The sequence below is a fragment of the Comamonas squillarum genome, assembly GCF_025309455.1.
GTDB lineage: Bacteria > Pseudomonadota > Gammaproteobacteria > Burkholderiales > Burkholderiaceae_C > Comamonas > Comamonas squillarum.
Genome location: NZ_CP104377.1, coordinates 3,338,958 through 3,350,726, shown reverse-complemented (window position 1 = coordinate 3,350,726; position 11,769 = coordinate 3,338,958). Strand labels below are relative to the sequence as shown.

The 11,769-nt window shown below is 66.3% G+C and carries 12 protein-coding genes; 5 read left to right on the top strand and 7 right to left on the bottom strand.

Features of this window, described 5'->3' with window-relative positions; translation table 11 throughout:
• The first annotated feature begins 5 nt into the window (after window positions 1-5).
• The 5 genes from N4T19_RS15620 (at window position 6) to N4T19_RS15600 (ending at window position 5,125) form a co-directional block, all read left to right on the top strand.
• Complete coding sequence (locus N4T19_RS15620; RefSeq protein ID WP_116927632.1) at window positions 6-1,034, top strand: ABC transporter ATP-binding protein; 1,029 nt, start codon at window positions 6-8, stop codon at window positions 1,032-1,034.
• Window positions 1,035-1,106: 72 nt separating this feature from the next.
• On the top strand, window positions 1,107-2,675 hold the full coding sequence (locus tag N4T19_RS15615; protein WP_182344142.1) for an ABC transporter substrate-binding protein: 1,569 nt from the start codon (window positions 1,107-1,109) through the stop codon (window positions 2,673-2,675).
• Entirely contained in the window at window positions 2,675-3,982 is a 1,308-nt protein-coding gene (locus tag N4T19_RS15610; protein WP_116927595.1) for an acyl-CoA thioesterase/bile acid-CoA:amino acid N-acyltransferase family protein, read from the top strand. Before N4T19_RS15615 ends, N4T19_RS15610 begins: the two co-directional genes overlap by 1 nt.
• Window positions 3,983-3,998: 16 nt before the next feature.
• Window positions 3,999-4,517: a CMD domain protein gene (locus N4T19_RS15605; RefSeq protein ID WP_116927594.1), complete on the top strand. Its 519-nt coding sequence runs from the start codon at window positions 3,999-4,001 to the stop codon at window positions 4,515-4,517.
• Window positions 4,514-5,125, top strand: coding sequence for a peroxidase-related enzyme (locus tag N4T19_RS15600; protein WP_021024826.1), 612 nt, complete (start codon window positions 4,514-4,516; stop codon window positions 5,123-5,125). The genes N4T19_RS15605 and N4T19_RS15600 overlap by 4 nt, the downstream gene beginning before the upstream one ends.
• A 97-nt stretch (window positions 5,126-5,222) precedes the next feature.
• Here the strand turns inward: N4T19_RS15600 and N4T19_RS15595 are convergent, their stop codons facing one another.
• From N4T19_RS15595 to N4T19_RS15565, 7 genes are read right to left on the bottom strand one after another with little or no spacing between them, the layout of a single operon-like run.
• The gene (locus tag N4T19_RS15595; RefSeq protein WP_260718479.1) at window positions 5,223-6,596 is read right to left on the bottom strand and encodes an LLM class flavin-dependent oxidoreductase; all 1,374 of its coding nucleotides are present in this window, start codon (window positions 6,594-6,596) and stop codon (window positions 5,223-5,225) included.
• A 30-nt stretch (window positions 6,597-6,626) separates the two neighbouring features.
• Window positions 6,627-7,190, bottom strand: a complete 564-nt coding sequence (locus N4T19_RS15590; RefSeq protein WP_260718478.1) for a carboxymuconolactone decarboxylase family protein — start codon at window positions 7,188-7,190, stop codon at window positions 6,627-6,629.
• A 2-nt stretch (window positions 7,191-7,192) separates the two neighbouring features.
• Window positions 7,193-8,098, bottom strand: a complete 906-nt coding sequence (locus N4T19_RS15585; RefSeq protein WP_116927590.1) for a branched-chain amino acid ABC transporter permease — start codon at window positions 8,096-8,098, stop codon at window positions 7,193-7,195.
• The gene (locus N4T19_RS15580) at window positions 8,095-8,958 is read right to left on the bottom strand and encodes a branched-chain amino acid ABC transporter permease (protein WP_232539479.1); all 864 of its coding nucleotides are present in this window, start codon (window positions 8,956-8,958) and stop codon (window positions 8,095-8,097) included. The genes N4T19_RS15585 and N4T19_RS15580 overlap by 4 nt, the downstream gene beginning before the upstream one ends.
• Window positions 8,958-9,680: an ABC transporter ATP-binding protein gene (locus tag N4T19_RS15575; protein WP_260718477.1), complete on the bottom strand. Its 723-nt coding sequence runs from the start codon at window positions 9,678-9,680 to the stop codon at window positions 8,958-8,960. The genes N4T19_RS15580 and N4T19_RS15575 overlap by 1 nt, the downstream gene beginning before the upstream one ends.
• Window positions 9,677-10,453: an ABC transporter ATP-binding protein gene (locus tag N4T19_RS15570; RefSeq protein WP_116927588.1), complete on the bottom strand. Its 777-nt coding sequence runs from the start codon at window positions 10,451-10,453 to the stop codon at window positions 9,677-9,679. The genes N4T19_RS15575 and N4T19_RS15570 overlap by 4 nt, the downstream gene beginning before the upstream one ends.
• Window positions 10,450-11,676, bottom strand: coding sequence for an ABC transporter substrate-binding protein (locus tag N4T19_RS15565; protein WP_260718476.1), 1,227 nt, complete (start codon window positions 11,674-11,676; stop codon window positions 10,450-10,452). Before N4T19_RS15565 ends, N4T19_RS15570 begins: the two co-directional genes overlap by 4 nt.
• Window positions 11,677-11,769: the final 93 nt, after the last annotated feature.

Below are 11,769 nucleotides of genomic sequence, written 5' to 3'. Positions count from 1 at the left end.
ACGAGATGACGAATACCACAGCAGCCGACAGCGCGGCAGACACCCCGGTGGTCGAGCTGCGCCAGGTCAGCAAGCGCTTTGGCGAGCAAAAGCCAGGCATTGGTGGCCGACTGCTGCAAAGCCTGGGGCTGGAAAAGCCCCACCCGGTCACCCGCGCGGTCGACCAGGTCGATCTGCTGGTGCGCCCCGGCGAGGTGGTGGGCCTGGTGGGCGAATCCGGTTGCGGCAAGTCCACCCTGGGCCGCATCGCGGCGGGGCTGTTGCCCCCGTCCGATGGCGAGGTGCTGTTCTCCGGCAAGGCCATGGCCAGCCTGACGCCGGCCGAGCGCCATGTCGAGCGCCTGCGCATCCAGATGATCTTCCAGGACCCGTACGCCAGCCTGAACCCGCGCCTGCGCGTGGACGAGATCGTTGGCGAGGCGGCCCGTATCCATGGTCTGGTCGACCAGGCTGGTTTTGACGACTACGTCTGCGCGCAGATGGAGCGCGCCGGGCTCGACCCCGCGCTGCGCAGCCGCTACCCGCACCAGTTCAGCGGTGGCCAGCGCCAGCGCATCGGCATTGCCCGCGCGCTGGCCGTGCAGCCCCGCATGCTGGTCTGCGATGAGGCGGTCGCCGCCCTCGATGTGTCGATCCAGGCGCAGATCCTGAACCTGTTCATGGACCTGCGCGAGCAATTGCACCTGACCTATCTGTTCATCAGCCATGACCTGGGCGTGGTCGAGCATATCTGCGACCGGGTGGTGGTGATGTACCTGGGCCGCGTGATCGAGACCGCGCCGGTCGAGGAGCTGTTTGCCCGGCCCAACCACCCCTACACCCAGGCCTTGCTGGCCGAGGTGCCGAACATGAACGCGCGCCACAAGACCTACTCGGCTATCCAGGGTGAAATCCCCAGCCCGCTCAACCCACCCAGCGGCTGCCACTTTCATCCGCGCTGTCCGCGTGCCATGCCGCGCTGCAAGGTGGAGGCGCCCCAGCTCAAGGGCATCGCCATCCAGCACCAAAGCGCCTGCCATTTGAACGACGCCTGAGCGCTCAGCTGAGCGCCGCCTTTTTCTCCGTATTTGTTCGAACCGTTTTCACAGTTTCACCAGGAGTTCGCCATGAAACGCATCATCGTCTCTTCCCTCACCGCTGCCCTGATGGGCGCTGGCCTGGCTGCCCATGCGCAGACCTTGAACATCGGCTTTGCCGACCCGGTCTCGTCGATGGACCCCCAGCTCAACAACCATGCCGGCGACCGCTCGGTGGACCTGCATTTCTGGGATCTGCTGGTGCAGAACAACCACAACAAGCTGCAGCCCGGCCTGGCTGCGAGCTGGAAGAACCTGGACCCCAAGACCTGGGAGTTCAAGCTGCGCACTGATGTGAAGTGGCAGGACGGCAAGGCCTTCAGCGCCGAGGACGTCATCTACTCCTACCAGCGCGCCCGCGCCGTGCCCGGCAGCGTGGCCACCTTTGCCGGCTACCTGCGCACCGTCGAATCGGTGACGGCCAAGGACCCGCACACGCTGATCATCAAGACCAACATCCCCAACCCCGATCTGCCGCTGAACCTGGCCTCGGTGCACATCGTCAGCAAGCATGTGGGCGAAAAATCGGCCACCGAAGACTACAACTCGGGCAAGGCCATGGTCGGCTCGGGCCCTTACAAATGGGTGTCCTACACGCCAGGCGACCGCGTGGTGATGCAGCGCAACGATGGCTACTGGGGTGACAAGCCGATCTGGGACAAGGTCAACTACCGCTACATCAACAATGCCGCATCGCGCACCGCTGCGCTGCTGGCCGGCGATGTGGATGTGATCGACAAGGTCTCGGTCTCTGATCTCGCGCGCCTGAAGAATGCGCCCAATGTCACCGTCTACCCCTACGACGGCCTGCGCGTGATGCTGCTGCAGCCCAGCTTCAACCCGGCGCCCAATGCCTTCATCACCGACAACGCCGGCAAGCCTTTGCCTAAGAACCCGCTGCTGGACCAGCGCGTGCGTGAGGCGCTGAACCTGGCGATCAACCGGGGCGCCATCGTGGACCGCATCCTGCAGGACGCGGCCACCGAGGCCAACCAGTGGATGCCCAAGAACACCTATGGCTACAACCCCGACATCAAGAACATTCCTTTTGATGCCGCCAAGGCCAAGAAGCTGCTGGCCGATGCCGGCTTCCCCGAAGGCTTCAAGCTGACCATGCATGTGCCCAACGACCGCTACCCACAAGGCCCGGAAACCGCCCAGGTGGTGGCCCAGTTCTGGACCCGCATTGGCGTGAAGACCCAGGTGGAGGTGGTGCCTTGGGCCGTGTACTCGGGCCGCGCCAACAAGAACGAATATGCGATGAGCATGCTGGCCTGGGGCAATGGCACCGGTGAGGCCAGCTATGCGCTGGTGAACGTGCTGGCCACGGTCGATGCCAAGAAGGGCTTGGGCGCCTCCAACTGGGGCCACTACAGCAACCCGGCCGTGGACAAGGCGCTGACCGAATCCACCGAAGAGTTCGACATGGCCAAGCGCGAGAGCATCCTGCGCCAGTCGGCCAAGGTGGTGTCCGATGATGTGGGCATCATCCCGCTGTTCCACTACCGCAATATCTGGGCCGCGAAGAAGGGCCTGAAGGTCACCCCGTTCAGCAGCGACCGCACCACCGCATCGATGGTGACCAAGGTGGCACCCTGATGGCCCAGCTGTCCATCACGATGGACCAGGCGGACGCGCTGATCGATGTGGCACGCCACATCCGTATCGAAGGCGCCCAGCCCGGTGAGGCGGTGGAGGTGACTGCCGAGACCCCGCGCAGCGGCGTGCTGTGGCGCGCGCAGGCGCGTTTCATCGCCGATGCTAAGGGGACGGTAGATCTGCGCCGCGATGCGCCCGTCTCCGGCAGCTATGCCGGTGCCGATGGCATGGGTCTGGTCTGGTCGCAAAGCCCGGTGGCATCCACCAGCCGCGAGCTGTTCAACCAGCCGGTGACCGATGCGCTGCTGACGACCTTGCAGGCCAGCACAGGCACTGCGCAGGCGCAGGCAAGCTTGAGCCAGCAGCTCGCAGCCCCCGGCGTGACCCGCCGCGAGGTGCGCGAGGACGGGCTGGTCGGTACCCTGTACCTGCCCGCTGGCGCCGGCCCGCACCCGGCGGTGATGATCGTCAACGGCTCGGGCGGCGGCATCAATGAGCCGCGCGCGGCGCTCTATGCATCGCGCGGCTATGCGGCCTTTGCGCTGGCGTATTTCAAGGCGCCTGGCCTGTCGCCCTACATCTCCAACACCCCGTTGGAGTATTTTGAAAAAGGCCTGCAATGGCTGCGCCGCACGGTGCAACCCGCGCATGACTTTGTCGCGCTCAGCGGCCAGTCGCGCGGGGGGGAATTGGTGCTGCTGCTGGGGGCCACCTTTGCGCAGCAGGTATCGGCCGTGGTGGGCTATGTGCCCAGCGCCTTTGTGCACAGCGGCCAGAACGCCTGCGACCCGCAGGTGGGGCGCGAAGGCCCAACCTGGCTGCTGGGCGGCAAACCGCTGACCCACATCTGGGAGAACAACCGCACAGCCAGCTGGGCACCGTTTGACGAAGGTCCATCGCCCCACCGCCATGAGCGCGCGATGCGCACCGCCTTGCTTGATGCCGAGGCCGTGGCGCGTGCGCGCATCCCGGTCGAGCGCATCCAGGGCCCGGTGATGCTGCTGTCGGCCACCGACGATGGCTCCTGGCCGTCGAGCGTGTATTCGCAGATGGTGCGCGACAAGCTGGCCGAGGTGCAGCACCCGCACGATGTGCAGTGGCTGGACTTTGAGCGCGCCGGCCACGCGATCCTGTTCCCCTATGTGCCGACCACGCAGCTGGTCTACGCGCACCCGGTCTCGGGCAAGGTCAGCACCGGCGGTGGCAACCCGGCCGACAACGCCCATGCCGATGCCGCGTCCTGGCAGGGCGTGCTGCAGTTTCTAGAACGCGCGGTGGCGGCCAAGGCCGGCGCTGCACAACCATAAATCCAAGGAGTCTTGCATGTCCACATCCCCCAGCGATGACCTGATCGACCGGCTGGTCGGTCTGGCACCGGGCAGCCGCACCTATGCGGCGCGCCACCAGCGTGAAAAGGTGGTGGCCGCCACCCAGGGCAGCTACCAGGCGCTGTTTGATCCGGCGCTGCCGGGCATCAGCCTGGCCGAGCGCCTGCTGGTTGCGCTCTACGCCTGCCGCCTGACCCCTGCGCCCGAGCTGGTTGCCCACTACCGCGAACGCCTGCAGCAGCTGGCAGTCGATGCTGCACTGATCGCCGTCGCCGAGACCGGCCAGCCCCAGGATGCGCAAGACCCGCGCCTGGCCGCCATGCTGGCCTTTACCCGCACCCTGATCGAGAACCCGATCGAGGGCGACAAGGCGGCGCTGGAAACCCTGCCAGCCGCAGGCATCAGCACCCCGGCCGTTGTGGCGCTGTCGCAGCTGATCGCGTTTCTCTCCTACCAGGTCCGCCTTGTCGCCGGCCTGCAAGCCATGAAAGCATCCGAGGAGGCCACCGCATGAGCACGCCCGCCGCATTCCAACCCGCCCAGGTCATCCGCGCCCACGGCTTTACCAACGAATCGCTGGAGTGGAAGGCCTGGCTGGATGTGGTCCAGCTGGGCCAGGCCACGCCCGACCAGATGGCCGTGCTCGAAGAAAGCCACCCCAAGGCCAAGACCTCGGACTACTACCTGTTCCTGGTGCACCAGCCGCTGATCCTGCGCGAGCGCTCCACCGCCTTCAACGCCATCATGTATGCGCCCGGCGGCCTCTCGCGTGCCGAGCGTGAGCTGGGCTCCACCGTGGTCTCGCGCATCAACGGCTGCGTCTACTGCGCGTCGGTCCATGCGCAGCGCTTTGAGCAGCTGGCCAAGCGCAGCGACACCATCGCCCAGGTGTTCGAAGAGCCCGCCACCGCCGGCACCACGGCGCGTGAAAAGGCCATCGTGCAGTTCTCGATCAAGATCACCGAGCAGCCCGCCGCCATCAACGCCGCCGACATCGATGCGCTCAAGGCCGAGGGCCTGAACGACGGCGAGGTGCTGGACCTCCTGCACTCGGACGCGATCTTTGCCTGGGCCAACCGCCTGATGCTGAACCTGGGCGAGCCGCTGATGCCGGAAGCCTAAAGCGGCTGTCTGCGCTGATGTGCCAACCCCCATCGCCTGTTTCCGGGTGGTGGGGGTTGTTTTTTGTGGGTGGTCCTTGTGGCCGTCTGCTGGAACATCAGCGCCGGTAGGCGGCGCCCGGATGGCTGGCCGGCAGCAGCTTGCCCCCTGCCGGGAACAGCTTTTCGCGCAGTGTCCCTTGCGCATAGCGCGTCTTGAACATGCCCCGGTTTTGCAGCTCGGGGATCAGCAGGTCGACGATGGCGTCCAGGCTCTCGGGCATGACGGTGCGCACAAGGTTGAAGCCGTCGATATCGCTCTCGGCGACCCAATGGGCCATCTGGTCGGCCACATCAACCGGCGAGCCGATGAAGACCGGCGCGCGCGCACCGACGGGGCTGAAATCCAGCAGATCGCGGACCTTGGGCGGCTGTGGCGTGTTGCGGGTCAGGTGCTCGACGGTGGACTGTATGGCATTGGTCTTGGCAAAGGGCAGCACATCGTCCAGACCCAGCTGGGACAGGTCCATGCCGGTCCAGCCCGAGACCAGCGCCAGCTGGCCGGCGCTGTCCAGGTAGCGGCGGTAGTCGTCGCGCAGGTCCTGGGCTTCGGAGGTCGTCGGCGCAACGATCACGGTGGCGCCCAGCAGGGTGAGCAGATCGTAGGGATCGCGCCCGGCGTTGCGGGCTGATTCACGCAAGGCCTTCACCGATTTGGCCGCTGCCGCAGGTGTGGGGCCATTGATAAAGCAGGCCTCGGCATGGCGGCCGGCAAACTGCTGGCCGCGCGCGGAGCTGCCAGCCTGGTACAGCAGGGGTGTGCGCTGGGGTGAGGGCTCGGCCAGCGCCCGGCCATGCACGCGGTAGTAGGGGCCGTCATGGGCGACGGCATGCACGCGCTCGGGGTGTGTGAACATGCCTGTGTCCTTGTCGCGCACGGCAGCACCGGCCTCCCAGCTGCCTTCCCAGAGCTGGTAGATCGCGGCCATGAAGTCTTCGGCTACCTCGTAGCGCTCGTCATGGTCGCGCAAGCTATCGCGGCCCAGGCCGCGCGCGCCGCTTTCCAGGTAGCCGGTGACGATGTTCCAGCCCAGGCGGCCGTTGGTCAGGTGGTCCAGGGTGCCAAAGCGCCGTGTGAAGGAAAACGGATGGTCGTTGCTCAGACTCGATGTCACACCAAAGCCGATGTGCTCGGTCACCAGGGCCATGGCCGAGATGAGCATCGTCGGGTCGAGCTGCGGGGACTGGGCCCCTGCCACCAGCGCCGCATCGGCATTGCCCGCGTAGACGTCGTAGATGCCAAACACATCGGCGATAAAGATGCCGTCGAGGAGGCCGCGCTCTGCCGTGCGGGCCATGTCCGCCCAGTAGCGCAATTGGTGGTATTGCGCCTGGTTGTCGCGCGGGTGCTTCCACAGGCCCGCCCAGTTGTGGGAGGGCGCGGCCATCTGAAAAGTGTTGAGGCGCAGTTCACGCCGGGGCTGTCGGCTCATTCCCATAAATCCATCACGGTGCCTCTGCCCTTAGACCTGCGCCGCCGCCTCGCTGGCTGCCGGGGTGGCCAATGGCGCGGTCTGCACCTGCAGAATGTCGTTGAAGCGGTTGAAGGCGCCGCACAGCGCGGTGCGCCAGGTCAGCTCCACAATCTGCGCTTCGCTGAAATGCTGGTGCAGGCGCGCAAAGATTTCGTCGCGCGTCTGGCTCCAGTTGCGGGTCACGGCGATCGCGTACTCCACCACCAGGCGGTCCACCTCGTTCAGTTCAGGGTGGCTGGCATAGTCCAGCAAGGTCCGCACGCCTTCGGCCGACAGGCCTTCGACGAGCAGCTTGGGCCCATGGTGGTCGATGCAGTACTCGCATGCATTGAGCAGCGAGACGGTGACGATGGCCAGCTCGGTGTAGCGCCTGGGCAGCACCGCTTCCTGGCCCAGCTGCAGCAGCAGCGCCCAGGTCTGCGAGAAGATCGGCAGGCGCTGCGCCATGACGCCGGCCTGGTCGGCAAAGTCGCCAGCGGCCAGCATGCGGTCCCACAGCGGCTGCTCTGCGGCGGGCAGGTCGTCGCGGGATTTGCGGGTGATTCGGGACATGGCTATTTTCCTTGAGAGCGGGGGCCGAGCCGGTACTCCGGCAGCAGGCCGTTGGGTTTGAAGATCAGCATCGCCAGCAGCAGCAGGCCCACCAGCGACAGGCGGATGGCGGCCAGCTGCGTGCCATCGAGCCAGGGCACGACGCCGGCCAGCATGCGGCTGCCCTCCAGCAGCAGGATCACCGTGAAGCCGGCAACCAGCACGCCGGCATGGCTACCGCGCCCACCCAGGATCACAGCCATGAAGGCGTAGGCCGTCAAGATGGTGCTGAACTGGGTCGGGTCGATATAGGTGTAGTAGAAGGCGTGCAGGCTGCCGGCAATGCCCAGGATGGCGCCGCCCAGCGCAAAGCTGCGCGCCCGCACCCAGAGCACGTTCTTGCCCAGCGCCTCGGCCACGCCCGCGTCCTCGCGCGTGGCGCGCAGCAGGCGGCCAAAGGGCGAGCGCGCCAGGCGCTGCAGCACCACAAACACCAGCGCCAGCCAGACCAGGCAAAAGCCCAGAAAGAACAGGTCGCGCCAGGCGCTGGGCACCAGCTCGGCAAAAGGCCGCACGATGTTGGGGATGCCCAAGGTGCCCCGGGTCAGCCATTCCTCGTAGCTGATAAAGAGCCGCAGCGATTCGGCAAAGCCCAAGGTGACGATGGCCAGGTAGTCCTCGCTCAGCCGTACGGATATCAAGCTGACCAGCGCGCTGGCCGCTGCCGTCAGCAGCAGCGCCAGCAGCATGGCAGCGAGCGGCGGCAGGCCCTGCATCTGCAGCAGGCTGCAGGCATAGGCGCCCAGCATATAAAAGCCGAACAGGCCAAAATTAACCAGGCCACCCAGGCCCCACTGCAGGTTCAGCGCCAGGCCCGACAAGGTGGCGATGACCACCAGCACCAGGGTTGCAATCAGATAGCTTGTCATTTGCGCACCCACTTGGCACCAAAGAGACCCTGCGGGCGCAGCAGCAGCAGCAAGGCCATGACCCCAAAGGCCACCACCGTGCGGTAGTGGGGCGGCAGCAACAGGGTGGCCAGCTCTTCGGTCACGCCCAGCAGCAGCGCCCCCGCCACTGCCGCCATCGGGCTGCCGATACCGCCCAGAATGGCTGCGGTAAAGACCGGCAACAGGTAGTTCCAACCCATTTGCGGATCCACATTCGAATCGAGCCCGATCAGCACGCCCGACAAGGTCGCCATTGCGGCGGCCAGCGCCCAGACCGCGGCCGTCACCTTTTTGCGCGAGATGCCGCGCACGTCCGCCAGATCGGGGTTGTCGGCCACCGCCTGCATGGCCCGGCCCAGGCGCGTGAAGCGGAACACCAGCCACACGAGCGCCAGCGCCACCAGCACGCAGACCAGGGTGATGAGCTGCTCCTGGTTGACGCGCAGGCCGAGCAGGCGCGCGGGCCGGGCAATCTCCACACCAAAGCCGCGCGGCGCATTGCCGGCGACCAGGCGCACCAGGTTCTCCAGCACCAGGCCCAGGCCGATCGAGGCCACCAGCAAGGTGACGCCCGAGCGCCCGCGCAGCGGCGCAAACACCAGCCGGTCGAGCAGCAGCGAAAGCGCAACGCTGAGCGCCATGCCGGCGGCCACCGCCAGCGGCAGCGGCCAGCCCAGCGGGCCGTTGAAGGCATAGACCAGGTACGCGCCGGTGGTCACCATCGCGCCAATGGCGTAGTTGGCAAAGCGCAGCACGCTGAAAATCAAGGCCAGCGACAAGGCCGGCAACGCAATGAGCAGGCCCGATACCAGGCCGTTGAAGATGAGTTGCGCCAGCATCAGTGCGCTCCCAGATAAAGACTTTGCAGCTGGCCGTTGGCCAGCAGCTCCTGGCTGGGCGCGCGTGCCCGCACCTGGCCGGCGACCAGCACCAGGCCCTGGTCGGCCGCAGCCAGACCCAGGCGGGTGTTCTGCTCGATCATGAACAAGGTGACCCCGGTGTGCGCCACGCGCTGCACCACGTCAAACAGGCGCGATGCATTCAGCGGCGACAGGCCCGCCGAGGGCTCATCGAGCGCCAGCAGCCGGGGTGAGGGCATCAGCGCCGCGCCCATGGCCACCATCTGCCGCTGGCCGCCGCTGAGCAAGCCAGCGGCCACGTTCAGCTTGGGGACGATCTCGGGAAACAGCGCCAGCACCGCATCGAGCCGCTCGCGCAAGGCCCTGGCGCCACCGCTGGCGATGAACTCATGGCCGAGCTTGAGGTTGTCCAGCACCGAGAGGTTGCGGAACACATTGGCCTCCTGCGGCACATAGCCCAGCCCCAGGCGTGCGCGGCCCGGCGCATCGAGGGCGGTGATGTCGCGGCCATCCCAGATGACGCGGCCCGACTGCGGGCGGATCAGCCCGGTCACGACGCGCATCAAGGTGGATTTGCCCGAGCCATTGGGGCCGACGACCACCAGGCTGGAGCCGGGTGCGACATCCAGACTCACGGCATGCAGTACGGCGCGCGCGCCGTAGCCGGCCACGACGCTGTCCAGACGCAGTTCGGCGCTCATGCCACACCTCCGAGGTAGGCCTCGACCACCAGCGCGTTGGCAGACACCTGGGCAAAGCTGCCCTGGGTCAGCACCTTGCCCTGGGCCAGCACATACACCGGGTCGCACAGCGCGGCAATCATGTCCATGTTGTGTTCCACAATGGCAAAACTCATGCCTTCGGCCTGCAGGCTGCGGATGAAGTCCGCAATCTCGCCGACCAGCACCGGGTTGACGCCGGCCGCCGGCTCGTCGAGCAGCACCAGCCGGGGCTTGAGCATCAGCGCGCGGCACAGCTCCAGCAGTTTCTTCTGGCCGCCCGAGAGGCTGTCGGCCCGGTCATGCGCCAGGCGCCACAGCCCCACGCGCTCGAGCAGGGACTGGGCTTGTGCCATCGCCTGGGCTTCGTGCTGGCGGGCGGCCGCCGTGTTCAGCAGCGCATGCCAGAGCTTTTCGCCGGGCTGCTGGGGAGCGGCGAGCAGCAGGTTCTCCAGCACCGTGAGCGCGCCCATCTCGCGCGAGATCTGAAAAGTGCGGGTGAGCCCGGCCTGGGCGCGGCGGTGCACGGACCAGTGCGTGATGTCCTGGCCGTCGAACAGCACCCGGCCGCCCTGGTGGGCCTGCTGGCCGCCCAGCACGTTGAACAAGGTGGACTTGCCCGCACCATTGGGCCCCACCATGCCGGTGATGCCGCCGCGCGCAATGCGCAGGTGGGCACCGTCCAGCGCGGTGAATTCACCAAAACCTACATGAACATCCTGAACCCTGAGCAGATCGTCTGTCTGCAGGCTCATTTGGTGGTGCCCACCAGCTTGCTCACGCCGTTGAGCACGCGGTAGTGGCCGTAGTCCAGGTCCACCTGGTCGCCATTGGGCGCAAAGCGGAAGTCCGCCGTCGCGCCGGAATAGCGGAAAGGCTTGCCTGCGCGAATCAGCTGCAGGCCCTGCACGGGGTCGTGCACATCGGGACCTTTGGTGTTGACCACATTGGCGATTTCCTTGCTGAAGTCGGCCGCCTTGGCGCTCTTGGCTTTTTCGATGGCCAGCGCCAGCACATTGATCTCGTCAAACACATTGGCGCCAAAGGCGACGATGGTGCCTTCGGGTTGCTGCGTTTGCTTGAGGTAGAGCTGGTAGCTGGCGTTGTTGCCCACCGGCGTGGCCTGCACATGGTTCACGCCTTCGGCGGCGGCCTTGCCCACGTTCTGCACAAACTTGCCGCCGCTGTCGGCCGCATGGCTGAAGGTGTAGAGCTTGCTTTCGTAGCCGCTGCGGTAGATCTCGCGCACGATGGCGCTGAACTCGGGGATATAGCTGGGCAGGAAGACCGCATCGGGCTTCTTGCTGAAGATCTTTTCCACCTCGGCCCGGTACGAGGGCTGGTTGGGGTTGAAGTAGAGGGTGTCAAGCACCTTGCCGCCTTGCTGCGCAAAGCGCTCGGCAAAGGGCTTGACGGTGCTGAGCGTGAAGGGCGTCTGCAGCACCAGGATGGAGGCGGTCCTCGGGCCATCCTTGTAGGCCACATTGGCAAAGGCCTGGCCCCAGTTCTTGCCATTGGTCTGGAAGCGCCAGACCAGGCCCTTGTTGTCGCCCTCGGTCAGCTCATCGGCCGAGCCCACGGGCAGCAGCGCAACACTCTTCTCGAGTGCCACCGGGCGCACGGCCAGCGCCACCGCGCTGCTCCACACGCCGGTGATCGCTACTACGCCATCCACATCAATCAGTTTGCGCGCGGCCGACACGCCGGCTGTGGGCGTGGTCTCGTCATCGGCGACGACGATCTCCAGCGGACGGCCCAGCACACCGCCATGTGCATTGATATGGGCTGCGGCTGCCTTGGCCGCCGTTTCCTCTTCCTTGCCATAGGCGCCACCCGATCCGGTCAGCGGGGCCAGCAAGCCGATACGGATGGGGGCGCCGCTGGGGGCACTGGCTGCACCTGCCGCACTGGCACCGGCCACCACACAAAGCGACGCTGCCGCCACGCCCAACACCCGCCACTGACCCAATTTGCTCACGCCCATATCCGCTTTCAAAAAACCGCCGTTCGCAGCAGGGCTGCGCGGCGCAAAAGGGGGATTGTGCGAAGTCAGCGTTGCGGGAGGAACTAA

Excerpts from the sequence above, each read along its gene's own strand:
- N4T19_RS15580 (WP_232539479.1), bottom strand. The coding sequence starts at position 8,958 with ATGCTGGCGCAACTCATCTTCAACGGCCTGGTATCGGGCCTGCTCATT.
- N4T19_RS15610 (WP_116927595.1), top strand. The coding sequence starts at position 2,675 with ATGGCCCAGCTGTCCATCACGATGGACCAGGCGGACGCGCTGATCGAT.
- N4T19_RS15615 (WP_182344142.1), top strand. The coding sequence starts at position 1,107 with ATGAAACGCATCATCGTCTCTTCCCTCACCGCTGCCCTGATGGGCGCT.
- N4T19_RS15595 (WP_260718479.1), bottom strand. The coding sequence starts at position 6,596 with ATGAGCCGACAGCCCCGGCGTGAACTGCGCCTCAACACTTTTCAGATG.
- N4T19_RS15590 (WP_260718478.1), bottom strand. The coding sequence starts at position 7,190 with ATGTCCCGAATCACCCGCAAATCCCGCGACGACCTGCCCGCCGCAGAG.
- N4T19_RS15570 (WP_116927588.1), bottom strand. The coding sequence starts at position 10,453 with ATGAGCCTGCAGACAGACGATCTGCTCAGGGTTCAGGATGTTCATGTA.
- N4T19_RS15620 (WP_116927632.1), top strand. The coding sequence starts at position 6 with ATGACGAATACCACAGCAGCCGACAGCGCGGCAGACACCCCGGTGGTC.
- N4T19_RS15585 (WP_116927590.1), bottom strand. The coding sequence starts at position 8,098 with ATGACAAGCTATCTGATTGCAACCCTGGTGCTGGTGGTCATCGCCACC.
- N4T19_RS15575 (WP_260718477.1), bottom strand. The coding sequence starts at position 9,680 with ATGAGCGCCGAACTGCGTCTGGACAGCGTCGTGGCCGGCTACGGCGCG.
- N4T19_RS15600 (WP_021024826.1), top strand. The coding sequence starts at position 4,514 with ATGAGCACGCCCGCCGCATTCCAACCCGCCCAGGTCATCCGCGCCCAC.
- N4T19_RS15605 (WP_116927594.1), top strand. The coding sequence starts at position 3,999 with ATGTCCACATCCCCCAGCGATGACCTGATCGACCGGCTGGTCGGTCTG.